The sequence below is a fragment of the Bacillus sp. GC_Bacil_1 genome, assembly GCF_026540675.1.
GTDB lineage: Bacteria > Bacillota > Bacilli > Bacillales > Bacillaceae_G > Bacillus_A > Bacillus_A cereus.
The window spans coordinates 346,301-371,398 of sequence record NZ_JALNUG010000002.1; the positions used below are offsets into that span (position 1 = coordinate 346,301).

Here is a 25,098-nt window from a genome sequence, read left to right on the forward strand (position 1 = left end):
TATCCCTTACCTATTCCCTACTATGATTGTCTAATTTTATTAGAAACTAATAATTTTTCAATGCATTTCGGTAACATATCTATTAGTGTTTCAAATGCGTAGTTTACATCTAGACGTTCTGTCCATTGATGTGCATCTTTTCCTACCGGCCCCATATTTAATACTGGAACATCAAACTCTTCTAATTCCTGAAGTGGAATTGAATAACCTTTATCCCATAATGGCATATTGTCTACAAGAGAACTCATTGAATCCAGTGGATACTGCAAGCCTACATAGCTTAAATCTGAAATCCCCCCAAAATAATTTTGGTTTTCAAATGTAATCTTATGATTGTAGTGTGCATACTTTTCCATTTCTACAACTACCTCTTTTATTAAAGGATTGTTGCGCGAACTCACAGCTGGATAGTACGGCGGAGCGAAGAAAAGTACAATCATCGGTGCCTTTTCTTTACATAAAATCGCTAATTTATCTACTAAATCAATCGTTACCGCACGATCATCTTTATCTTCTCTATTTTTTATAATATTAGATTGAATATGATTTATTTTTTCTTGTCCATGTTGCTCAATTGCATATGTGATAAGCTCTTCATAAGTTAATACATTTACTTTAAGATTAGGTGGTATAAATGGATTATATTTAGAAAAACGATATGCATGTTTTTCATACGACTCTTCTATTTTCTCTGCTACTTTCGTTACTTTTTGACGTAACAATGAAACTACATCTGTCATTGATTTTTCTAATAAAAACAAATTAAATAATGTAACTGCACGATGCGGAATTTGTACAGAATAATCCTCCTTTAAGTCCCTTTGAAGTAAGTTAGTTGGCGGAGGACTCGCTTCCCCTTCTACAATATCACAAAGGTCTGTGTTTAACTCTAATTCTGCTGTTATTAATGAAGCCATATAACTCCCATTTAAGCCTGCAAAAGGTTCACCTACATGTGTCTCTTTTCCATAGCAAAGAAAACCAGGTAACACTTTACCAATAGAGCCAGTGTAAATATACTTATTTTGGTCACCAGGATGTCTTGAAAACATAGGCTCTGAGTTTAAGACCGTTTTATAATCTAAGTTATGCTCTCTAGCTAAATCTAACAGTCTTGGAACAGCGGCCCTCATCCCTACAGAATTCACTTCTTCATCTGGTACAGCCAATAAAAGAACATTCCCATCGAATCTTCCTTCACATGCTTGTTCAATCATTGCCATTTGTAATGCTAGACCGCATTTCATATCCATTGTTCCTCTACCAAACAGCCATTCCCCATGTTCTATATCTTCACGTACATGGTCTGGAAGTTCATCTTTATGAGAATAAAACATAGATGTTAACTTTTTAGGATTAAATGCATCTTCTTTCCACACTCCGTAATCTTGTACATCTACAACATCAAAGTGACTTACTAGAATTACAGTATTTTTTATACTATCGCTTTTCTTTACTAGTGCTGTAACAAAATATCGTCCGTCCCCTGTCGGATTTTTTTGTAAATGATGCGGGTTTTCTTTGAAGTACTGTAAATCAGATAACTGTTCCACAACAAAGTCTGGCAATATTACTTCAGCTTCTGAACCGGTAATACTAGGAATTTCAACAAGACCGCTTAATAATTGAATCAATTGTTCTTTTGATTGCCACTTTGACATATAAATCCCCCTATTTTTCCACATTATGAAAACTAATTCCAGTATATGAATAAAAAAAATGACGACAGCTATCAAAATTATAGTTCTGATGTACTGCCGATTTTTATTGATATTTCATGAGCCGCTTGTTTTACCTTGCTAATAAGAAAAGATAGTCGATCATCATTAATACGATGACTAATTAACCCAACACTTAATGCTCCTACTACTTTATGATTAAATCCGATAATAGGTGCAGCTACTGAAGCTGTCCCTTCTGTTTTTTCACCATAACTGACAGCATATCCTTCATTTTTTATTTGCTTTATTTGATTAAGAAGAATTTGCTTTTGTTCTGGTAATGAAGAAAGTAAATTTTCTACAATATGTTCCATTTCATTCGTTTTCATATTGGCAAGCATCGTTTTATTTGCGGCACCAATTGAAAGTGGAATTTGTTCCCCTAGATTATCGATAACTCGAATTTTTAAAGGACTATCAATTCTTTCAATGATAATAGAATGTGTTCCGTTTGGAATATTTAAATAGACACTTTCCTCCACTTCAGCAGCTAAACGTTTCATCACTTCTCTTGCAACAGATCTGTAGTCTACCTTCTCCAATTGACGTAACCCTATTTCCATCCACATTGGTCCAATTTTGTACTGTTTTGTCTCTGAAATTTGTGTAACTAACCCATGCTCCATTAAAGAGTTAAGTAATCTATGTACTGTACTAACCGGGAGATGTGTTCCATCAGCTATATCAGAAATAGCCCAATACTCTTTTTCATTTGTAGAATTCAATAATTTAATAATACTTATCGCTCGATCAATGGACTGTACCATAACTCGCCTCAACTTTACTCGTAATATGTTAGTATGCTTAATTAACTATCAATTTAGCAAACATTCGAAATGAAATCAATCTATTTATTTAATTTTCTAACAATAAAAACATATCACTAACAAAGAATTGAAAACGCAAACAAAAAAATATTGACTTTTCTTTTTAATTATCTGAAAATTATAACAAGATTTCGCATCACGGAATACATTCCATAATACGGAAAAACATCAAACTTTATTCTATCAACTATGAAAGTGAGGAAAACAATGGCGCAAGTAAGCAATACAAACAATGAATTAAAACGGACGATGAAAAGTAGACACTTATTCATGATTGCACTCGGTGGTGTGATTGGAACGGGGTTATTTAACGGATCTGGCTTTATTATAAGTCAAGCTGGACCTGGCGGATCCGTACTTGCTTTTATGGCCGGTGGATTATTAATGTATTTCGTTATGCTATGTCTTGGTGAACTTGCTGTAGCCATGCCTGTTTCAGGTTCTTTCCAAGAATATGCCACTAAGTTCATCAATCCTGCAACTGGCTTTACAATCGGATGGTTGTATTGGTTAAGCTGGGCGAATACGACCGGTCTTGAATTTACAACTGCCGGCATTACAATGCAGCGCTGGTTTCCTGATATTCCTGTTTGGGTTTGGTGTTTAATATTTGGCGTTACAATCTTCACTATTAACGCATTATCTGCTCGTAGTTATGCAGAAACAGAATTTTGGTTTTCAAGTATAAAAGTATCTGCCATTATTGCTTTCATTATTCTTGGCGGCGCCGCTATGTTCGGTTTTATTGATTTAAAAGGTGACGAACCCGCTCCGCTATTATCAAATTTCGTAAATCATGGTGGTTTATTCCCAAATGGACTTGCCGCTATTCTTTTAACAATGGTTACAGTCAACTATTCCTTCCAAGGTACAGAACTTGTTGGAATCGCAGCAGGTGAAAGTGAAGATCCAGCAAAAACTTTACCTCGTTCTATTAGAAATATTATATGGCGCACGATGTTTTTCTTCGTCTTAGCAATCTTTGTTCTTGTTGCTTTAATTCCTTGGGAAGAAGCTGGATTAACAAAGAGCCCATTCGTTGCTGTTTTTGATAATATCGGTATTCCATATGCAGCTGATATTATGAACTTTGTTATTCTTACTGCTGTTCTTTCTGTTGCAAACTCAGGACTATACGCTGCTACTCGAATGCTTTGGTCTTTATCAAAAAACGAAATGGCTCCAGCCTTTTTAAAGAAATTATCATCACGTGGGATTCCTCTCAACGCTTTAATCATGACGATAGCTATTTCTGCTTTTTCTCTTTTGACAAGCGTAGTAGCTGCTGAAACTGTTTACTTGTGGCTCATTTCAATTTCCGGAGTCATTACCATTATTGTTTGGATGTCAATTTGTGTTTCTCAATTCTTTTTCCGCAAACATTATTTAGCAGACGGCGGAAAATTAGAAGACTTAAAATTTAAAACGCCACTTTATCCACTCGTACCAATTCTTGGTTTTGGATTGTATGGCATTATATTAATCAGTCTTATTTTTATCCCAGAACAACGACTTGGAATCTATTGCACTGTCCCATTTATCATCTTTTGCTACACTTACTATCACTTTAAAGTTAAGAAAAGAAATTCTACTAACACTCATAGTGAAACTAAAATTAGCGAGACTTCGTAATATTTGACGATACATAAAAGACCACACATGGCGTTTCACTTCATGTGTGGTCTTTTATCGTTCCTTCTCTCATTTCCCCCTACTATTGAAAGAATTATTTATAACACTTTAAGTTCTGGATTGCTCAGGTGAACTTTGGGTTGAAAAATGAGCATTTCTATACCTTTCCCGAAATTTCAAGTTCTGCTAATGATGTTGTAGAAAGTGTTAATGTAGTAAATACTATAATACTAACAATTACTATTTTTACTATTCATAAGTTGATGATTCTGCTTACTATTACTGTTTTGTTTTGATATATTTAATATATATTTAAAGATAGACAGGAGTTAGATACGATGATAAAAGGTTTTGGAGGAATATTTTGGAGAACTAAGAATCTTGAAGTTATAAAAAAATGGTACAGTGAAGTGTTGAAACTTGATATAGAAGATTGGAATGGAACTGTGATTAAACCCCAGTTAGGAAATGAGACCATCTTTTCTTTCTTTACAGAGAATGACAATTATTTTCCAAAAGAACAACAAGTGATGTTAAATTTCGAAGTACATAATCTAAACGAGACTATAAAGCATCTTGAGAATATTGGTGTACCTCTTGAGAAGAAAGAAGAAATCAGTGAATTTGGAAAGTTTATTTGGATTAAGGATCCTGAAGGTCGATTGATCGAACTTTGGGAGAAATAGTGGATTATACTTATTTACTATTAAGTTAATAGCTGCGTTAATATATCAAGGTAAATAAAAAAGTCGATTCCTTTAACTCCACAGGAAATCGATTTTTTTGTGGAGTCAAATTTCTTAGCTTTGTAAATCCTCATTTTTCAAATTCTACCCTATGGCCACCAACTTAAAAACATAAAAAAACTCTATTCTTACGAAAAGAATAGCGTTTTTCATTATTTAAATATGATTTCATCTGAATTTAATAGATATATCCCCTCTCCTACAAAAGTAGTAGAGTGTTCATTTAAACACTTACTACCTCAGTGGGATTTATCACATTCCAATTTCAATATAATAGTAACTAGGTATATCGGATATAGATGTACATTACTAGGCTTATACATATTTCAACTTTAAAATTACATTCACTATTTAATTGGTAGTTACCAATAAAGAAAGGAATGATCATAATAATACAGAACATATACGAAACTCATTTACATGTAAGAAATTTAGAAAACGCAATAAATTTCTATCAAAACAAGCTAGGATTAACGTTAGCAAGAAAACTCTCCAAAAGAAGAGTGGCTTTCTTTTGGGTCGGAGAAAATAAACAACAAATGCTTGGACTATGGGAAGTACATAACATTGAAGACTTTGAGCCGAGACATTTTGCTTTTGGTGTAAATTTAGAGTTTTTAATGACTTCTAAAGCGTGGTTAGAGGAACGTCGAATAGCAGTGATAGGAAGTCAAGGAAAAGGAAATCAAGAGCCAATTGTCCAAAGGTGGATGCCTGCTGCAAGTGTATACTTTCTAGATTGTGATGGAAATAAATTAGAATTCATTTCTATGTTACATAAGAATCCAGATGAATTAGAATATGCGTCCTATTTAAGTGTATGGAATGAGGAACACCAAGAAAAATGAATGGAATTTCCGTTCAAGTCTTTTCTTATTTTTGGATATAATGTTGTACGATTCCCCATTTACTATAAATTTGTTAACATAATGCATTTACTGTCATCTTATATTTGTACTTACGTACGAGCTATTCCTAATCTGCTTCAATTACAATTTGAATTATGTAAATTTTCTTCTTATCTGGCATCTACTCTTTAAACACAAACTCCCCTTAAATCGAAAATGATTAAGGGGAGTATTATATACGATGCAATTATAGTTCAGATTTCACTCGAACAGAAACATTATTTTTAATTATATTTTTGACATCTTTAAAGCTAACAAAATTGTTACTTTTCTCATCCCAAAGACGGAAACGTAGTGATTGTAAGCTTGTAGCAAGCGTAATCGTTGGTACATTTTTTAACGGAAGCGTATTATTGTGTGCCTCTTCTAGTTTATAGTTAGGTACTCTTGGGCTTAAATGGTGAACATGATGGAATCCAATATTACCAGTTAAGAATTGCAAAATTTTAGGAAGCTTATAAAAAGAACTTCCTTCCACTGCCGCTTTCACATATTCCCAATCTTTATCCTCTTCAAAATAAGAATCCTCAAATGTGTGCTGTACGTAAAACAACCAAATACCTATTGAACCTGCTATTAAAAATATAGAACCATGTACTAAAAGAAACGATTGCCATCCAATTGCCCAGCAAAGCATTCCTATAATAGCAACGATTAAAATATTTGTTAAATAAGTGTTCATACGTTCTTTTTTTCTAGCACCTTTTCGGTTAAATCTATTTTTAAGCAGGAAAACATAAATCGGGCCTAACCCAAACATAACGAATGGATTGCGATATAAACGATATGCTAAACGGAGTCTAAATGGTGCTGCTACATATTCATCTACTGTAAGCGTCCAAATATCCCCTGTACCCCTCTTATCCAAATTACCACTTGTAGCGTGGTGAATAGAATGTTCATGCCCCCACTGATCAAATGGGAATAATGTTAAAACACCCATACACGTTCCAACTATTCTATTTGCACGTCGACTTTTAAAGAACGAATAATGGGTGCAATCATGAAAAATAATGAAAATCCTTGTCATAAATCCAGCGGCTAACAGTGCTGGAACTAATGTTAACCAATAAGAAACTGACAAACTTTTATAAGCAAGGTACCATAAAATAATAAATGGCACGATTGTGTTGATCAGTTGCCAAACACTTTTTTTAATCGTTGATTTTTCAAAAGGAGCAACTTGTTTTTTTAAATTTTTAGTATTTTCTAAGGTCATTGTTCTAATTCCTTTCCTTTTTGTTGCTAATTCATATTATAGCACACTATTAGTATCAGGTGTTAAAAGTAGCTATAATAAATATTTTATACTATGAAAATCTCTTTTTTCTTACTCATTACTTACAAATTTCTTACGTCCAAAATAGCTTCTATAATTGGACAGACGGAGCATTTTATGTATCAAAGAAACTTCGAATTTTTCCAATAAGTACATAAAAAAACAGAGAGTTTTTTCACAAGAAGAAAAGAGCTGTCATAAGTCAGTTTCACCGACTTGTGGCAGCTCCTCTTCGTTTTACCTTATTTTATCGATGAAGCCAAACCGCACCTGCAGACTTGTCTTCAGCTTGGCCTACTACTTCAAACTTCAGTCCTAGTTTCGGCAACTTACGTCCTGCATCAGGAATGATGCTGTTGATATATTGCTTAGAATCATCAAATTTTGCCACTCCTGGTAATCCTTTATAATCAAAGATACCGCGAGTTGGTGAATTTACTTTCCATGCTGGTGTTTGATCAAATGAGAATGCCGCATCGGCAATTTGATAACGCGTACTGCTCTTCACAGTAGGTTGTCCGTTTAATGTCCCTACAATTGACTCTGGATGGGAATCTACTACTCCTAAGAACCCTTCACCTGGATGAACGCCTACCCAGTTATCTGTAAAGCTTTGATCCGCATACCATACAACCATTCCTGTATTAAATACTGGGCCACGTGCATGTTGTAACGCAGTGTCAGAACCAGCGTAATTTCTCCACTCTACATAGTAATTATGTTTTTTCTGTTCAAATCCGTTAGACACAGTAAAGCCTTTTAACGTCATTGCTGGCTGACCTTCTGCATCATCAGAGAAAACAACTTTTCCATCTACAGTTAATGCTGCATTATCTAACGCAAATCCTTTATAAGCTACTGCAATATCTGTTAAGTACTCAAATTGCAGTTTTACTTTTTTTCCTTTGAATTGGCTTAAATCGTATGATTTATCAACCCACTTACCATCAGTTGTATCCGCGCCGCCTTTTACATCTTTTTCGCCCATTCTATCAATGCGTGTCTTCGTTCCATCTTCTGCAATCGCATATACGTCAAGGAAATCATACTTCGCTTCAAGTTCGTAAAATGCCTTATAATCGAACTTAGCATCCTTTGCATTTGTTAAGTCAAATACTGGTGTCTCAAGTGTTGTATGAATGTCATTTCCTTTTGTACTATAATAGAACTTCTTACCAAACGCCGATTCGATATTTTTTATATCTTTGTCCGGCAAGTTAACACGAACGATTCCAGGTCGTTTAGATTTTGTAGTACTTTGATCTACATATGTCGCAACACCGATGCCTTTGCTAAGTTTGTCATAATCTACTTCAAGGATATTCGCCCAATTCCCCTTCATATTCTTTTGGAAAAACTCTTTATTTTGTGGTGAGAAACTCGTTGGCTCTGTTCCTGCAATTTTTCCAGCCCAGCTACCACCACTCATAATAGACCATGACTCAACAGGTTCACCTTGTCCTGAGTACTTTGTATCATATTCATCTGGTAAGCCTAAATCATGGCCATACTCATGTGCAAACACACCAACCGCTCCGTCTTCAGGCTCGATTGTATAATCGTATGCAGCCATCTTTCCGCCCCAGTTCGAAACAGAAGATTTCGTGCCATCAATTGCATATGGTTTTGAACCTAGTTTTGAACGATGTGACCAAATCGCATCATCTTTCAATTTACCGCCGCCAGCTTCTTGACCAACGCCAGCATGTACAACCATTAAATGATCAATAATTCCATCTGGCTCATTTTTATTTCCATCACCATCTTGATCGTATTGATCAAATTGGTCATAGTCTGCTAAATTGATTCCTTTTGCTACCGCTGCTTTTAATGCTTCTTTCACAAAATCTTTTGGTCCTAAAGGCCCCTTGTTATCATGCCCAGTACCCGCATCAGCACCATAATCTGATGCTTTTCCTGGAACAGTAAGCCATTCTGTTACAGTCCCATCAACTGTATAGCTACCACCAGATTGTTCTTCATAATATTGCTTAAATGTGTTAATCTTCGATCCATCAAATAAAGTGAATGGTTCATCACCAAATAACATTTTTTGATAATGTTCACGATTAAAGTCCTTAGAATACATGTATCCTGGCTCTTGATCAATATTGTTATGCTTAAAATCGCTAAATTCTACAAGTAAAACAAGTACTTTATCTTTTCGAACAGCTCCATTGTATTCTTCTTGCTTCGCTGATGTAGTAGGTACTTTTCCATTTAATTTCCCTGGATTTAATGCTGCACCTTGTCCAGCTACTGGACCTATTTCAGGCTGCTGTGCCTGTTCATTTTCCTTCATTTTTGCATCTTTTACTTTTTTCATAAAATCAGAAGCTTCTTGTGTAAGACTATCTCCTGTTAAGATTTCTTTCCCAGGGTTTTCCCCTTTCTTTTTCTCAACATATTTTTCGACAGCTTTTGACGTCTCAGCTTGTGATGCAGATTGATCAATTACCCCCCGTTGTTTTAGCGCTTCTGCCAAACGCTCCTCCGGTATTAAGTGCTCATCTATTGGTAGAGATGATGTTGGTGTCTCAGCATACGCTGCGTGACCTCCAAAAGCAAACGTACTACTTAGTACCGCTGCTGTTGTTAATACCGCTAATGGTTTTAATTTCTTTTTCTTTTTCAATGTATTTCCTCCCCAGTGTCTGCAAATTATCGTTTTTTGCCGATAACAACATAATATTCGTTATAATACGAATATTCAATCTTTTTCAACAAATAAAATGTTGAGAAATATTTTTTATGCAGAGTGAAATACAAAAGATAGAAAAACAAACAGGCTCTCCTATAAATAACAGTGAACTTTTATATGTTCTTAGTTACAATCAAAATCCAGTAAATCTGAGATTTATATTTTTTTAATAAAAATAAGAATTAAATATTTTCTATACTATTTAATCTATGGATTACCACATTACTCACTATTCTCATTATTACAAGCTAATAGTGGTTCGTACATCATTATAGCGTGATTCTCCGTTACATATTGATCTTCTATTAACTGTTTCTGTTGATTATATACTTTACGTTGAATCACATTATGTCGTATATAACCGCCCCAGTATGCAGGTTGAATTGAGTGTTCTTTCTCATACACTTCATATTGATAAAGTTGCGGATAGACTGTTCTCCATTCACCAACTAAATATTCATCTGTCATATAAAGGTGAAGTTGATACGGTTGGTCCGTTTCATTTTTAATTTGTAAATCCAAATAGTTATAGGAACAAGTCGCTCCACTCCCAAACGGTTGAGTTCGCCTAGAATCAGGAAAGACATCAAAGCTATGACGATATCGTTCTGTTACTGTCAGTGGTGTATGTAAAGTCATCCAATATATTAAATTCGAAAGCTGACAAAGACCTCCTCCAATACCTGTTTGAAAAGATCCGTAGTGTAATACCATACCTTCTACATACCCTTTTTTCCTCGTAGGCTTACCTATTAAACGCCAGTAAGAAAATGTTTCTCCTGGTCTAATGACGATACCATTTAGTTTTTTAACAGCAATTTTCAAATTAACAACCTTATTCTGTTGATACCACATATCTACATCTTTGAGCTTACGAAGTAATATCGTTCGGTGCTGAATTGCTGTACAAGGTAGCTTTTCTTGTTGGAGCCTTTTTGCATATGTTTTTCCGTCTACTAACCACTGAATGTATCTCTTTGTAGAGTAATACCACGTCCCTAGCATAATGCGATACTTAGACCGCTGTTTAGGACGTAAGTGCACTATATTCATTTTATTCCCTCTCTCTTTCTTCAACTAAATTCTAATATACCTCTAATTCAATGAACTACAGTTTTCTTAGCTGCATAATAATTTTCGTAAATAAAGTGAAACTTTAATCAGCCCTCACCAATCGGGCTTTTACAGGCAGCCCGATCCCCACCTAACTTCTTTGCTTTCGCTGAATTTTGAGGTGGGGGTCTTACTGCCCAGCAAATAGCGGGATAAAAAAGACGCAAAAAAATAATAAATTTACTCTAGTGGAGATTTTATTTTGATGCTTGCTTTATAATTATATGAAACTGCGCTACAATACGATAAATTGAAATAAACATATTATAAATATAACGAATAATATTAAATAAGAAATAATGAAAATTAAAGAAACTCTAAAGTATTAATATATTTTTCATAAATATTAATTGATAATACATTAGACTTTACTATATGTATAAATTCTCTATTCTACAAAACGAAATTTTTTAATGTAAGAAAAAAATATAATTCCCCTTTAACATTTATACAAGTCTCATCTGGAAAACTTTCCAAAACAATCCGAACCCTTATATTTAGAATAAACGCAAAAAATTGCCACCAGTTAGCTTAACTGGTTAGCAATTTTTTAACGAGAATGCTTTACAAATAGTTGAATTGCTTCTTCTGGTACATAGCACTTTCCATTACTCTCTACAATAATACTTCCTAATTCATACCCTTTACCATTGATACGAATTATATTTTTGTTACCAAATAGTTGTGCTTCTACTTTATTATGTTTTACCACGAGTAACGAGTTTGCTCCTTCGGTTTTGTCAGCTGTTACAGTTGCACCGACTTTCTTAAAGGCTTGTTCACTCTCTAAAAATATTTTATTCGTTACTTCTTCTAAGTTAAAGCCCATCGCTTTCGCCATCGTCTTCGCAATGTCTGTATTTTGGATTAAGCCTTCTGGTTTTTGAGGTCCATAAGAATGTAAAAATACATCCTCACCTGTATGTCCTCCTGTCGTAAAGCCGATATTTGCACGATTAGCCAATAATATAGTAAGAATTCGTCCTACATCCATTTTCTTTTTTGCCGCTTTTAATTTTTCTTTTTCATCATGAGTTAGATTATCCAAACCGTATAGTTTAGCTACATCTTCTACATTTGATAAATCAGATTTCAGTTTATTTATAGTTCCTTCAAGTGTCATTTTCGCCTTTTTCAATGAATCAATGTATGCAGAAACCGGTGTAGTATTGTATCCTTTTGTCGTATTTCTATTCCCTATAGAGATACCGCTGTTACCATGATCAGTTAAAGCTATGAGCATCGTATCCCCATCTTTCTTCGCAAATTGTAATGCCTTTGCTACCGCTTCATCAAATGCCAATACATCACTAATCATCCCAATTGGATCATTAGCATGCGCTGCCCAATCAGGCTTACTACCTTCTACGAATAAAAAGAAACCATCTTTGTCTTTTGATAATGTTTGAATTGCTTTTTCTGTCATTTGAGAAAGTGTTGGTTGTTCTGGATTTGTTGCTATACGATCTATATCAAACGCAAGAGCATGATTTGAGAAAGAGCCCCAAATTTTATTAGATTTGGAGTTCAATAACGCATCTTTCGTTTCAACAAAATCGTATCCTTTGTCTTGAATCACCTTTACTAAATTTTCACCATCTTTTCGGATTCCATTACTTTTCATAGGTAGCAGCGCCGCTTTTCCCCCGCCTAATACGACATCTATATTTTGATATACTTGCTGCTTCGCAATTACGTCAAATTGCTTGCGATTGACATGGTGAGCCGAGAATCCCGCCGGAGTAGCATGCTGAATTTCAGATGTAGCAACAATTCCAGTTGCACGGCCAGTACGTTTTGCACCTTCCAATACGTTTGCGACCGGCCGTAACTTGTCCTCTTCTTTTATTGGCTTTAAGTTAGGTGAATTTACAATAGAAGGTAGTACGCCTACATATCCTGAATTCGATTTATTTCCAGTTGCTAATGCTGTTGCTGCTGGCGCTGAGTCTGTAATAGCTGATTCCGCCGAAAACGTACGAACACCTCCTGTTACAATTTGATCTAACGTAAGCGGTGCCCCTTTATACCAGCGAGCCAATGTTGTCGCCGTTGAACTCGTTCCGTCCATAACCATCATAATTATATTTTTAGGCTGGTGTTCTACTTTTTTCACCTTAGCCTTGGCCGCATGATAATTCATCATACTTTCCGTACTTAATACGCTTACTATTATAGCTCCCACTAATAGTAATTTTTTCATCTTCACACCATAATTAACCATGATTGTTCCTCCATAAACTTTGCATTCATTTCAATACACCTTATTTCCTTTTTCATTCCACAACCTACATATGTTTTATTAGTTCCCAATTCTTATAAAGCTAACAATAGTTACTTTCTCTTTCTTTCCTTAATTAAATACCGGTATGTGTCATCTATCTTATAAAAAAGATTTAGCATCCTTTTCATTAATTACTTGTGTAACAATAAATCCTCGATTAAAAGGAATAAAAATTTATTGTTAAACAATAAATTTCATGTTAAATTAATAAGATAATAAATAAATGAGGTGCTTTTTATGAAACAAGGATCCACACTCTTTTTAAAGACCGTTGTGATTCTGATCGGAATCCCCGTTCTTGCTATGTGCATTTTTTTAGTCCCTAAAATAGGAAATTTCGCCGCAGAATTATATCCAGATATTTCATATATTAAATATCTTGTATTTATCAATTTATACGCAACAGCAATACCTTATTACTTCGCACTGTACCAAACATTTAAGCTTTTAAACTATATTGATAAAAACAACGCATTCTCAGAGTTATCTGTTCAAGCTTTAAAAAATATTAAGTACAGCGCATTGGCAATTAGTGTATTATATGTATTAGGTATGCCACTTTTCTATCTCGTGGCAGAGAGAGATGATGCCCCTGGCATTATTATTATCGGAATGATTATGATTTTTGCTTCAATGGTAATCGCGGTCTTTGCTGCCGTTCTCCAAAGACTATTAAAAGATGCTATAGATATAAAATCAGAAAATGATTTAACGGTCTGAGGTGAATAATATGGCAATTATTATTAATATTGATGTAATGTTAGCAAAAAGAAAAATGAGTGTAACAGAACTTTCGGAGAAGGTTGGAATTACAATGGCTAACCTTTCTATCTTGAAAAATGGAAAAGCAAAAGCAGTCCGTTTTTCAACTTTAGAAGCAATATGTAAAGCATTAGAATGCCAACCGGGGGATATTTTAGAATATCAACCTAAAGATACCGAATAAAAAGAGTCCTTCATACGAGTAATGGGTTCAGTTTAGGAAGAGAAAAATGCTAATAAACATTAGAAATAACAAACTAAAACGCTCAGAAAATATTCTGAGCGTTTTTTATTTCCTTCTTCAACTAAAGCACCAGTTAGTGTAAAAAGCTATTTCACCATTTGTATGGCTAACTTATCTTTTAACATTGACCTATATGAGTCAATTTCATATTTTGTATTATTGATTGTTTCTTTTTTCATTTTTAACATATCGAATATTTCTAATTCTAAATTCCTTCTAGCTTCAAGAACTTTTATCGCTCCTTCTACACCTGAATGGTGATGTTCTTTCCCATAGCCTTGGTTAGTGTAATAGTCGATAATTCCTGTGGACCATTCTGGAGTTCTTTCTTTTAATGCCTTCCTAAATGAAAATTCAAGATTATCTTGTTCTACATACAATAACATTGGGTTTAAATTCTCTATGATTTTTGCAACTTTCATTACATAATTTATTATTTTTTCTTTTTGTTCACCATATTTAATCATCCCAATAGTTAATGGATTTTGTATGAAACAACATTCAAAGATATAAACCTTATTGTCTTCTAGAGCGATTTCAGTAAAGTCATTCCATTTGTCAGCAATTAATTCAACATTTTTATCGAATGGTAATTCGTATATATCATTTTTTAAAATAATGTTAAATAATTCGTCCGAAAACTGGTCACCAAACTCATTTTTCATTTTTCATCTTTCTGTATGGTAATAAATAATTGCTTCCTTTTTTTAGAACTTTCTTAAGGAGCACTTCTTTAAAATCTCCACTGTTAGATAATAATCTATTGAACTCAAATTTATTAAAACAAGATACACCATCATAGTCGGCTGGGTGGTTCAAATTTCCCTCTAAAAATAGTTCAACTTCAATTTTATTTTGGCTTAGAATTTCATTTATTAGCTTTGCAGTGGTTGATTTTCCAAATCCAGGTAACCCTTCTACTATTATTAGTTTTGTATTCATAGTTATAAACCCCTATCTTCAAAGTATTTAACCAAGATTAAAAAAATCACTTAATCCACTACAATCACCCCTTCAAAATATGATATTTACCATTTCCTTTGAAAAAACCTTCTTAAAGTAATCTGAACGCTATTTAACTATATAAAAGCGCTTAAACACTGAAATAACAATAAAAAAAGGGATGCTAAATCATAAGTGATTTACATCCCTAATTTGTATGTTATTTTATATTTTCACTCCCGTAACTATACCCGTTATCATACGAAAAGGACTCTTTTTATTTCACATTACGGCGCAAAACTAATTTGACCAGTAAACAATAGGATAATCGCTATGATCCAAAATATAAAAAATGATGAGGACAGTATTAATGAAAGGATAGCAATCCCCTTCTTCTCTGTTTTTTTCGTCATTGTGATTATTGAAAGCATGATACCTACACCTGTCAGGGCAATTGTAATATAATCTCCAACTATATTACCTGCATTCGCTATCCTTGTTGGCGTTATAAAAACGAATAGAAAACACAAAATGCCGATGAGTAAAGATATATAGCTTATTATACTGTACTTCTTTTTAGGAACTATTTCTGTTTTCATACTAATCCCACCCCTTCTATATAGCTATGAGTTTATATTAGCATGAATAACCATAATTTGGTTATGATAAAAAGCAGATAAAACGGACACTATCACTTTATCTGTCAGTTTATTTCTATCTAACAACTAACCTGACTATTTCTTTACTAAAGATATACAATCATTCTTTAATCCACGGCAATTGGTATATAATAGCTCTAAAAAATAAAGACTGTACCTTTAAAATGAAAGATACAGTCTTTATTAATAACTTTTTTTATAAAGAAAACTCTCTATCACTCACTACCTTAAAAAACTCCGAGTAATGTGATAAAGAATAATCCGCTACATCACAATTACCTTGAAACATACATGTTGAAATACCTAATTCTTTTGCAGGTAATAAATCTAATTCTCTATCTCCAATAGCTAAATCAATATTGTATTTTTTATGCAGATGATTATAAGCTAAAGAGTTTGGCTTTCGAGGAAAGCCATCGTCAATTGTAACCATATCTACGAAGTATTTTTCCCAGCCGTAATATTTTAAAATGCCCATAACCCCTTCCCTATGTTTATGGGTCATAATCACATTTTTATTTGCAAATTTCAAAACCTCTTCGACACCTGCAAAAGGTTTCATATCTTTTGACGTGAATTTTCCCTTCAAAACTTTAATCTTTTCTTCCTGCTCGCATGAAATATTATAATACTGAATTGCATGAGAGTATGATATTTTTAAGTTTTTGTATATTTCTTGTTTTTCTACTGAATCACCTAATATTTCAGAAAGCATCATTGTATATGCAGGATACGTATCAAATAACGTCCCATCAAAATCCCATAAAATATTCATTCTATTCACCTTCTATGTTCAAATCATTTAATGACTAAATCCGCCCTATCCCTCGGCGATTCCATTTCTAAGTAATAATCCTCTGCTTTCCAATACCTATTTTCAAACTTTGAAAGGTTTTTCTGTGTCTCCTCACTCTCACGTAGAAACCTTGTCTCTCTTGGACAGTCCAAATAGACCATATAATGAAAGAAATCTCTCCATTCTTTTCGCTGCAGAAAAACTCCTTCAATAACAATTACGCCTACAATAGGAATCTGTACTTTTTTCATTTCACATGAGTCTGTTTCCTCTTGATAAAAAGGCAAAGTTAATTTTGTCTCATGTTGTAACTTCTGAAAAAACTTCTGCCTCAAGTATGTAATATCCCACTGTAAACAATAATACTCATACCATTCTTCATGGTTTGTATAATAGCGTCGATTACGCTCCACTATATGATCATCAATATGGAAAATATGAAACGGAATGCCTTCTTGTTTCATATTTTCTTTTAAATTTGCTACGAATGTTGTTTTTCCTGAACGACTTAAACCATCTATACCTAAAATGAATCTATTTTCCCTATGATTCTTCATAATCGTTATAAGTTCGTTTGTACTCATTACTTCTTCCGCTCTTCTTTTAATAAAGAATATAAAATGGTATCATGAGCAACTCCATTTTGAATCATATGTTTTCGAAGTAATCCTTCTTCTTGAAATCCTGCTTTTATTAACAACTTTTGAGAAGCTTTATTTTCTACATATACAACCGCTGCGATTCTTATCAGTTGCAGCATTTCAAATCCGTAAGCTAAAATCGCTTGTAATGCTTCCGATGCATATCCTTGTCCCCAATACGTATCATCTAATTCATAACCAATTTCAGCTCGTTTATGATTATTATTAATTAAATGAAATCCGCACGTTCCGATTAATTGGCCCGTCCCTTTTTTCTCGATTCCCCAGCGAAATACACTGCCCTCTTCATAACGATTTTTAAACGTTTGAATCGTTGTTTTCGCTTGCTCAATATTTTCAAAAGAATCCATTCCGAAATAACGTATAACTGATTCTTTCGAAAAATATTGGAACAGCGTTTCTGCATCTAATAGTGTAAGTTCTCTTAGTCGTAAACGTTCTGTTTCTAGTTTCGGAAATCCCATCTCTCTTTCTCCCTCTATTCTAATGAACTGCAAATTTCAATATAATTTCCATCTGGATCAGCAATGTAGGCAATTGTTTGTCCCCACGGTTTTACAATCGGTTCAACTAAAATCTTGATTCCTTGTTCTCTAAATTGCTCAATCGTTTCTTGTACATTCTCAACAACGAATCCTAATTCGAAATGAGAAGACTTTAATTCACCTTCTGTAAGCGGTAGTCCTGTTAATTCTTTCACATCTTGCCGCGTATTCATCGCTAAAATGGTAGTTCCAGTATTAAATTCAATATATGTACCGTGCTCTGCTTTTATAGGTAACTGTAAAATATCTTTATAGAATTTTAAACATTCCTCAAACTTTTCTACATATAAAATGATGTACTTCATTTTCAAATCCATTTTACATCCCCCTTTATATCTACCCCTAAAATTTCGACAAAAGTCTCACAAAAACCTTGTTCCTTGTAGTAATGAGCAAAAAAAATGAGGCCGATTTCTCGGCCCCCCAGCTTATTGGCATAAAACAGGAGATTTGGTTTGGACATAACCAGTTCGTACTTTTATTATATTTTATTTTTTCTGAATTTTAAATACATTAAACACCTATTTATATTGAGAAAGTTTTTTGCTTGCATAAAATTAAATATTTTAAGAAATGATACAAATGGAGGTGTATACATATGGAACCAATGCTATGTCCAAGCTGTAAAACGAACCGTACTCGCTTTAATATTCTTGAACAACAAGTAAAACCAGTCAAATTAAATCCACAAACTGGTCAAGTAGAAGAAGAATACACAAATGAAACGATGAATGCTTTTCATATGGCCTATCAAGGACCTACATACCGTGTCCAGTGTGCTGTATGCGGACTTGTTGAAAACCCAGAACAATTTATTAAACCTGCGCAAAATCAGTCTTTCTAATAAAAACATTATTATCCCTTGTAGAAATAGATTTTTCTATAAGGGATTTTTCCATTTAATAAGTTAATTAAAGATGTATTTCTTCCTTATTATATATTAAAACCCATACCCTTTTGGTAATATTTACATAAGGGAGGTAAAACAAATGATTTTAAATAAAAAGATAATGCTTCCATCAACATTTATACTAGTAACTTGCCACATAGTCATCTTTTACTTTTGGATCTTCGATTTTGAAAAAATAACGACTCCTTACGGTCTAACAATATGGATTGTTTCTACTATTTGTGGTCTTTTACTTTATTACCATTTTAAAAATCAAAAATCTAATAAAGTGATATTTATTGCTAATTCTTTATTATTAATTATTTCTTCTTCATTTATGATTTTTTTAGGTATTGTTACTAGTATCATCTTTGTAACTGTTAGTTCTATGAATTAAATATATATTTTTATTATATAAAAAATAGTTAACAAAATAGAATTACATAAAAATTAAAGAAGAAGATAATGATGTCATTGTCATCATTATCTTCTTCTAGAGTCTAATCTTTATTATAATATTTCACTTTTCAATTTCTTGATTTTCCAAAAAATTCTCATGAAGAAATAAGCATACATACAACCTACAAGCCCTGTCATAACTTTCGCCCAAATTGGCACTCTTGATTCTGTTGAACTTAAAAATACGCTATACATTGAGGGTAATATAGTTATTGAAATTAATGCGAAAAATTGTAATAATTCCTTCATTTTTTGCACCTTCGTGTCCTTCTCTGAATATATGTCAGGTAACTCAATTCCCTTCTCTACTTCCTTACAAAAATAATTCCATCTTGTAAAACTTGTGACACGTTTCCAACCAGACATTTCATATATTTCAAAGTACTCCTGTTGTTTTTCTTTTGAATCCCAATAAACCAATCTAAAATCCGCTTTATATATTACATCTTTCGGTTCTGTTTTCTTAAACGTATACAACAAATTATACCTTTAACGCCCAACCTTTCTGATGCATTTTCCGTAAAAAAGCTTCTTCTTTTTCTAAACTCCATGCCATGAAAAATTTAAATACCTTCTTTGTCTCCATCTCTCATTCACTCCCCTAATATACTATTCCCATTCCTTACAGATCTCTGTAACCTGTTATACTCGAGCTCTAACACTTCTCTCCCAAACGTTGTTAACTCATAGCACTTCTTTCTATCTGTAGAGGCAACTTCAACAATTAATTTTTCTTTAAGTAATTTCGTCGTATTCCCGTATAACGTACCAGGACCGAGTTTTACTTCTCCATTTGTCATCTCTTCTACCATTTGCATAATTCCATAACCATGCATTGGCTTTACAAGTGACAATAATATGTAGTATGTCGCCTCAGTTAACGGAATATATTTTTGCGCCTTCGCATTCATTATAACTACCTCCGATACATCTCCTTATGATATATCGACTCACGATACATCGTATACCGATATTGCATAATCATATTCCAAAATATGCAAGCTTAATTTAATAATTAAATATCTATTTCTTTGAATTAAAAAATGATACAAATTTTCTGAATAATTTGTTAAAATATAGAAATATTAGCTCTTTTATACTGAAAGGAATGGTACATATGATAAATAAATTGAAAGAAAACATAGGATCTGTGTTTGTTGGTAAAGAAAATGTTATTGATCTACTGCTTGTTTCACTGCTTGCTGATGGACATGTACTACTCGAAGACGTGCCTGGTACTGGGAAAACGTTACTGGCGAAAACCATTTCAAAAAGTATTGGCGGTAGTTTTTCTCGTGTTCAATTTACCCCTGATGTACTTCCAAGTGATGTAACAGGTATTGAATACTTTAACCCAAAAACAAGTGAATTTGAGTTAAGAATTGGACCCGTTATGACAAACATTTTGCTAGCAGATGAAATTAACCGTGCAATGCCGAGAACACAATCTAGTTTGTTAGAAGCGATGGAAGAGCGACAAGTGACGCTTGAAAAACAGTCTACTCCTCTCCCAAAACCGTTCTTTGTTATTGCAACGCAAAACCCAATTGAATCACAAGGGACTTTCCCTCTTCCAGATGCACAGCTTGATCGCTTTTTAATGACGATTTCAATCGGTTATCCAACTCCTGAAGATGAGTTACAAATGATGCGACGTTTTCGTAACGATATACCGCTAGAACGTGTCACACCTGTTATCTCTTTAGAAGATATATTAGAATCACAGAAACGAATAAAAGAAATTTTCATATCAGAACCGTTAGAACATTACATAATTAAACTTGCACAAGCTACTCGAAATCACGATTACATCGCTAACGGTGTAAGCCCACGTGCCACACTTTCTTTAGTGCGCGCAGTTCAAGCATTAGCCTTCTTACGCAGGAGAGAATATTGCACCCCTGAAGATATACAATTTTTAACTCCTTCTGTTTGGAATCACCGTATTGTCTTATCAATGGAAGGTGCCCTGCGCACGACTAAAAATGATATAATGCAAAGTATTTTAAAAGAAGTTGACGTACCTGTGGAGATTGAGCAAGCATGAATGGACAGCGTGTTGTAACTGTACCTTTATTTTTTCAACTCCATATTATTCAACTAACTGTGCCAGGCGCTATACTATTTACGTTTTTTATGCCGCAACGAATTATAATGTTTCTCTTTTTCTCCTATTATTTATTTGCGATTTTCATTTATAAATATGTCGCTTACATAGAGAAAAAATTTGAAGTTATAAACGAGAGACAAACAACTCGGCTTTTCCCTGATGAATCTGGAAAGTTTTTTATTCATTTGAAAAACGGTGCACATATCCCTCTCGTTAATAGTGTTTGTTATTTTCATTTAGATGCGTCTCTTATACAGCATAAAGATCAAGGAATTGAACGAATATCAAAAACGTTATTCTCTTTTCCATTTTCACAACCTGCACATTCGGCGCAAAAATGGGATTTAACATTAACCGCAACGAAACGTGGTGTGTTTCAAATTGAACAGTTCGAATGTGTTTTAAAAGATCCTTTTCATTTATTAAATGTACACTTACCTGTTTTCGATAAGTTAAAAACTGAAATTATTGTGTATCCTTCTCCTAAAGAAGTAGCAGGTTTGCAAGAACTTCAGCAACTTCTAACTGGTTCTTATCGAACTAATTTTTCTTTTTACAATGATGAAACATCTATTATCGGTGTAAAGCGATATGAGCGTGAGTCTTTCCGCTCTATTCATTGGAAGGCATCTGCTAAAATGCAAGAATTACAAGCGAAGCAATTTGAACCTGTAAAAAATTATAGTTGGACGATTTGTCTTTCTTTAGCTGCCGATCGTGGATTTGGTTGGAAAGATAATGTTGAAGATTTAATTTCATTCACAACATACATTTGCCAATATGCAACGAAGCATCACATACCGTTTGAATTATTTATTAGTGTATTAGCAGAAGGTGGTGCATTACATTTATCGTTACATGAAGGGCAAACACAATATGCAAAAGCTTTAGAAGAATTAGCACGTATTTCAGATGATAGTACGTTACTTCCGAAACAAGGATTCCTTCATTATGTAACGAGAAAGAGAGAACGTTCGTCTACAATGATATACATTGGTTTACAGAAAAATGAACTCCCTCTTCTCTCGCAGCCAACGTTCCTCATTAATAGCGAAGGGATGGTGGAATTGGTTGAAAACTTGGCTCTATCACGTTAATGACTTTATTTTGCTTCTCCTCCTTTCATTATTAACAGAAAGGGATGACCTTGTTGCTATTGCCATATTTTTAGCGACAGGCTATGTAGGCGTATTTCTTATTCATAAATTTATGAATAAAAAAACAACAGGATTTGTCATACTGTTCATTACTCAAATAATTGGTTGTTCTTTCCTTCTCCCATTCTCTCTATTCGGCACAATTATGTTACCGCTTTTCTTCTTTATCGTACATGTAGTCGGACCAGGATATCCAGTTCAAAAATCGTTAGGCGGTATTGTTTGGTTTAGTATTTCAGCCATATTTTATGCGCCCTTTCCACCTTTGTGGAAGCTGTTACTATTAGTTATACACATTATGATTACATTTTGGTTAACTGGGGCAAATCGGAATCAACAGTTATTACGTTTCATTTCTATCATTACGATTGGTGTAATGAGTATAGTACTTGTTTTAGTTTTTCCTTTTATTCGTCTTATTTTTAGCTTTATCACAGAAGTAGTCGCGTTAGGAGTCGGTTATGTTATAAATCCATTTCTCGTAGCAGCTGAATTGAAAGATACTGAAGGGGTTTGGGCAAGTAAAGGGCATCTCTTAAAACCTAAAATTGAAGACAATGGGGAAAAACTTCCTGATTTTGACCCCACACTCATAAATAGCATTACCATAATAGCATGTACAGCTATCGCTATTTACGTCGTTTGGAAAATAGTAAAAAAACGAAAACAATTCAGTTTACCAAATATGCCCGCCTTCGAATCTACTATTATTACTAATAAAGAAGGAACGAACCAAAATCGTTTTAAACGAAATAAACCGCCGCATAACGAAATTCGGAAGGAAATTTTCAAGCTAGAGAGTAAGTTAACCCCTCCTTTAAATAGAAAACGGGGAGAAACTGTTGAGGCTTGGCTAGAAAGAATAAATGATGAAGAAGATGTAAATATTCAAAGTGATATTATTATAGATGCTTATAATACGGTGCGTTATTCAAATGGTAAAAGCATTGTACTTCTGCATGAATTTAAGGAAGAGATTCATAAGCTTTATGCCTATCAGAAAAGTTTGAAGAAACGAAAGAAATAACGTAACAAAAAGACTCCTATATTCATAGGAGTCTTTTTATACTTCTACGTTGCTTTTTAAATGGAAGCATTCTTCCCTGCTTCAATTTCTAATGACTCTTCATGCCACCAAAGTGTTTCTTCAGGGTCTTCTTTAGCGATTAGGTGTGCTTCTTTTTTCGTTTCTACTGTAGGATATGAACCTTTTAGCGCACGCCCTGAAGTCGTAACAAATAATACACTAAATACAACTAATCCAATAATACTTACACCCGTCAAATAAAATGCTGGCGCAAGCGGGTTACCAGTTGCATGAACTAAGTATGAACATACAAGCGGTGTTGTTCCACCGAATATCGATACAGAAATATTAAATGAGATCGAAAGTGCTCGATAACGTACATCAGTGAAAAAGAGTGATGGTAATAATGAAGGTAATGTTCCTTCATATACACTTAAGAAGAAACCTAGTACGAAAATACCTGCAAATATAGCTGCAATATGTCCGTTACCTATTAGTAAAAATGCTGGAATTGCAAATACAGTTAAACCAAGTAAACCAATTTGCACGACGCGTTTATTACCAATTTTATCACTTAATTTACCAAAATATAATGCTAGTGGAATCATAAGTGCCATCGTAATAGAAATAATTAATAAGCCCGTTGTTTCTTTGACTTTAAGTACTTGAGTTAGATAAGAAGGAATATACGAAAGAATCATATAATTCGTAATATTAAAGAAGGCGACAATTACTGTGCTTAATAAGAAGTCTTTTTTGTGATATTTAATAATATCCATAAATGAAAATTGTTCATTGTCTTCAGATTCCTCTTGTGCTTTTTCCATCTCTTCAAAGATTGGAGATTCATCTAGATGACGGCGTAAGTATAAACCGACCAAACCAATTGGTGCAGCTACTAAGAACGGAATACGCCATCCCCAGCTGAGCATTTGCTCATCTGTTAACAATAACGTCAAAATGGTAACAATTACCGATGCAGCAATGTAACCTGAGAGTGTTCCAATTTCAAGACCACTACCGAGTATACCACGCTTTTTATCTGGAGAAGATTCTGCGATATAAACCATTGCTCCTGAATATTCGCCGCCTGTAGAGAAGCCTTGAATCATTCGGGCAACTAAAAGTAGTATTGGTGCCCATACACCAATTTGTTCATAGGTTGGTAGTAATGCGATGAATAATGTAGAAAGTGCCATTAAAATAATAGTAGTACTTAACACGATTTTTCGGCCGTACTTATCTCCTATTCTACCAAAGAATACACCTCCGATTGGTCGAACGAGAAAGGCTGCTGCAAATGTACCGAATGTAAGTACAAGTTGCAATCCACTATTATCAACACCTGAGAAGAATAATTGACTTAAGATAACCGCTAAATACGCGTATAATCCGAAGTCAAACCACTCCATTGCGTTTCCTATACCAGTAGCAATTACTGCTTTCCTGGCTTGTTTAGGATTGACAATATTAACGTCTTGAGGTTCAAAATTTAAATCATTATTTTGTTGCATATAATAAAACAGCTCCTTATTTAATTTAACTTCTTTAAGCACACCTTCTCTTATTGAATAAAATTAATTCGAAGCACTTAAGGAAAATTAACGTCTCCTTATCTGTTATTATTGTTTCACA

General features: G+C 33.9%; 23 protein-coding genes and 2 pseudogenes. 10 read left to right on the forward strand and 15 right to left on the reverse strand.

The features are described 5' to 3' along the window. Nucleotides 1-20: 20 nt before the first annotated feature. Nucleotides 21-1,685 carry a M20 family metallopeptidase gene (locus OXT04_RS04875; protein ID WP_267413546.1) on the reverse strand — a complete coding sequence of 555 codons (1,665 nt, stop codon included), beginning with the start codon at nt 1,683-1,685 and terminating at the stop codon, nt 21-23. A 53-nt stretch (nt 1,686-1,738) separates the two neighbouring features. Continuing rightward, nucleotides 1,739-2,488, reverse strand: a complete 750-nt coding sequence (locus OXT04_RS04880) for an IclR family transcriptional regulator (RefSeq protein WP_000250751.1) — start codon at nt 2,486-2,488, stop codon at nt 1,739-1,741. A gap of 267 nt (nt 2,489-2,755) precedes the next feature. Here OXT04_RS04880 and OXT04_RS04885 point away from each other — a divergent pair, with 267 nt between their 5' ends. The 3 genes from OXT04_RS04885 to OXT04_RS04895 all read left to right on the forward strand — a co-directional run bounded on the left by OXT04_RS04885 (nt 2,756) and on the right by OXT04_RS04895 (nt 5,774). Continuing rightward, nucleotides 2,756-4,180 (forward strand): amino acid permease, encoded by a 1,425-nt coding sequence (locus tag OXT04_RS04885; RefSeq protein WP_000079995.1) that lies wholly within the window; start codon nt 2,756-2,758, stop codon nt 4,178-4,180. Nucleotides 4,181-4,518: 338 nt separating this feature from the next. Beyond that, nucleotides 4,519-4,866: a VOC family protein gene (locus OXT04_RS04890; protein ID WP_000589590.1), complete on the forward strand. Its 348-nt coding sequence runs from the start codon at nt 4,519-4,521 to the stop codon at nt 4,864-4,866. A 449-nt stretch (nt 4,867-5,315) separates the two neighbouring features. Continuing rightward, a complete protein-coding gene (locus OXT04_RS04895) occupies nt 5,316-5,774 on the forward strand; it encodes a VOC family protein (RefSeq protein WP_025117857.1) in 459 nt (152 codons plus the stop codon). A 247-nt stretch (nt 5,775-6,021) separates the two neighbouring features. Here OXT04_RS04895 and desA read toward each other — a convergent pair whose 3' ends face one another. From desA to OXT04_RS04915, 4 genes are all read right to left on the reverse strand, one after another. Beyond that, nucleotides 6,022-7,053: a Delta(5) desaturase DesA gene (gene desA, locus OXT04_RS04900; RefSeq protein WP_000171496.1), complete on the reverse strand. Its 1,032-nt coding sequence runs from the start codon at nt 7,051-7,053 to the stop codon at nt 6,022-6,024. 307 nt (nt 7,054-7,360) lie between these two features. After that, nucleotides 7,361-9,748 (reverse strand): immune inhibitor A domain-containing protein, encoded by a 2,388-nt coding sequence (locus OXT04_RS04905; RefSeq protein WP_267413551.1) that lies wholly within the window; start codon nt 9,746-9,748, stop codon nt 7,361-7,363. A gap of 288 nt (nt 9,749-10,036) precedes the next feature. After that, on the reverse strand, nt 10,037-10,867 hold the full coding sequence (locus OXT04_RS04910) for a VanW family protein (RefSeq protein ID WP_016081140.1): 831 nt from the start codon (nt 10,865-10,867) through the stop codon (nt 10,037-10,039). A gap of 610 nt (nt 10,868-11,477) precedes the next feature. Beyond that, the gene (locus OXT04_RS04915; protein WP_000248720.1) at nt 11,478-13,151 is read right to left on the reverse strand and encodes an alkaline phosphatase; all 1,674 of its coding nucleotides are present in this window, start codon (nt 13,149-13,151) and stop codon (nt 11,478-11,480) included. Between the two features lie 297 nt (nt 13,152-13,448). On the opposite strand from OXT04_RS04915, the gene OXT04_RS04920 reads away from it, so the two are divergent. Both OXT04_RS04920 and OXT04_RS04925 read left to right on the forward strand, forming a co-directional pair. Next, nucleotides 13,449-13,931 carry a DUF2975 domain-containing protein gene (locus OXT04_RS04920; protein ID WP_000809125.1) on the forward strand — a complete coding sequence of 161 codons (483 nt, stop codon included), beginning with the start codon at nt 13,449-13,451 and terminating at the stop codon, nt 13,929-13,931. 10 nt (nt 13,932-13,941) lie between these two features. Continuing rightward, nucleotides 13,942-14,157 carry a helix-turn-helix domain-containing protein gene (locus tag OXT04_RS04925; protein WP_000974623.1) on the forward strand — a complete coding sequence of 72 codons (216 nt, stop codon included), beginning with the start codon at nt 13,942-13,944 and terminating at the stop codon, nt 14,155-14,157. A gap of 146 nt (nt 14,158-14,303) precedes the next feature. On the opposite strand, the pseudogene OXT04_RS04930 reads toward OXT04_RS04925, so the two are convergent. From OXT04_RS04930 to OXT04_RS04955, 6 genes and pseudogenes are all read right to left on the reverse strand, one after another. Beyond that, a pseudogene (locus tag OXT04_RS04930) lies at nt 14,304-15,159 on the reverse strand (hypothetical protein). 287 nt (nt 15,160-15,446) lie between these two features. Next, nucleotides 15,447-15,758, reverse strand: a complete 312-nt coding sequence (locus OXT04_RS04935) for a hypothetical protein (RefSeq protein WP_000845548.1) — start codon at nt 15,756-15,758, stop codon at nt 15,447-15,449. Nucleotides 15,759-16,014: 256 nt separating this feature from the next. After that, complete coding sequence (locus OXT04_RS04940; protein WP_016512647.1) at nt 16,015-16,593, reverse strand: HAD-IA family hydrolase; 579 nt, start codon at nt 16,591-16,593, stop codon at nt 16,015-16,017. A gap of 23 nt (nt 16,594-16,616) precedes the next feature. Beyond that, nucleotides 16,617-17,198 carry a kinase gene (locus OXT04_RS04945; RefSeq protein ID WP_000106123.1) on the reverse strand — a complete coding sequence of 194 codons (582 nt, stop codon included), beginning with the start codon at nt 17,196-17,198 and terminating at the stop codon, nt 16,617-16,619. Continuing rightward, nucleotides 17,198-17,740 carry a GNAT family N-acetyltransferase gene (locus tag OXT04_RS04950; protein ID WP_098284495.1) on the reverse strand — a complete coding sequence of 181 codons (543 nt, stop codon included), beginning with the start codon at nt 17,738-17,740 and terminating at the stop codon, nt 17,198-17,200. The genes OXT04_RS04945 and OXT04_RS04950 overlap by 1 nt, the downstream gene beginning before the upstream one ends. Nucleotides 17,741-17,754: 14 nt before the next feature. Continuing rightward, nucleotides 17,755-18,138 carry a VOC family protein gene (locus OXT04_RS04955; protein ID WP_000364497.1) on the reverse strand — a complete coding sequence of 128 codons (384 nt, stop codon included), beginning with the start codon at nt 18,136-18,138 and terminating at the stop codon, nt 17,755-17,757. A 281-nt stretch (nt 18,139-18,419) separates the two neighbouring features. Here OXT04_RS04955 and OXT04_RS04960 point away from each other — a divergent pair, with 281 nt between their 5' ends. Together OXT04_RS04960 and OXT04_RS04965 are read left to right on the forward strand one after the other, a co-directional pair. After that, nucleotides 18,420-18,665 (forward strand): hypothetical protein, encoded by a 246-nt coding sequence (locus OXT04_RS04960; protein ID WP_000433609.1) that lies wholly within the window; start codon nt 18,420-18,422, stop codon nt 18,663-18,665. 145 nt (nt 18,666-18,810) lie between these two features. Further along, entirely contained in the window at nt 18,811-19,107 is a 297-nt protein-coding gene (locus OXT04_RS04965; RefSeq protein ID WP_097914123.1) for a hypothetical protein, read from the forward strand. Nucleotides 19,108-19,220: 113 nt separating this feature from the next. Here OXT04_RS04965 and OXT04_RS04970 read toward each other — a convergent pair. Both OXT04_RS04970 and OXT04_RS04975 read right to left on the reverse strand, forming a co-directional pair. After that, nucleotides 19,221-19,755 (reverse strand): annotated as a pseudogene (locus tag OXT04_RS04970) (DUF2812 domain-containing protein). 7 nt (nt 19,756-19,762) lie between these two features. After that, entirely contained in the window at nt 19,763-20,080 is a 318-nt protein-coding gene (locus OXT04_RS04975) for a PadR family transcriptional regulator (protein WP_000991893.1), read from the reverse strand. A gap of 206 nt (nt 20,081-20,286) precedes the next feature. Between OXT04_RS04975 and OXT04_RS04980 the strand changes: the two genes are divergently transcribed. Genes OXT04_RS04980 through OXT04_RS04990 form a run of 3 tightly spaced genes read left to right on the forward strand, consistent with a single transcriptional unit; the run spans nt 20,287 to nt 23,463 of the window. Then, nucleotides 20,287-21,216 (forward strand): AAA family ATPase, encoded by a 930-nt coding sequence (locus OXT04_RS04980; protein ID WP_098256230.1) that lies wholly within the window; start codon nt 20,287-20,289, stop codon nt 21,214-21,216. Then, the gene (locus OXT04_RS04985) at nt 21,213-22,376 is read left to right on the forward strand and encodes a DUF58 domain-containing protein (RefSeq protein ID WP_098366162.1); all 1,164 of its coding nucleotides are present in this window, start codon (nt 21,213-21,215) and stop codon (nt 22,374-22,376) included. Before OXT04_RS04980 ends, OXT04_RS04985 begins: the two co-directional genes overlap by 4 nt. Beyond that, nucleotides 22,351-23,463 carry a DUF4018 domain-containing protein gene (locus OXT04_RS04990; RefSeq protein ID WP_000860511.1) on the forward strand — a complete coding sequence of 371 codons (1,113 nt, stop codon included), beginning with the start codon at nt 22,351-22,353 and terminating at the stop codon, nt 23,461-23,463. Before OXT04_RS04985 ends, OXT04_RS04990 begins: the two co-directional genes overlap by 26 nt. Before the next feature lie 56 nt (nt 23,464-23,519). On the opposite strand, the gene OXT04_RS04995 is transcribed toward OXT04_RS04990, so the two are convergent. Continuing rightward, nucleotides 23,520-24,977 (reverse strand): MFS transporter, encoded by a 1,458-nt coding sequence (locus OXT04_RS04995; RefSeq protein WP_001186932.1) that lies wholly within the window; start codon nt 24,975-24,977, stop codon nt 23,520-23,522. Nucleotides 24,978-25,098: the final 121 nt, after the last annotated feature.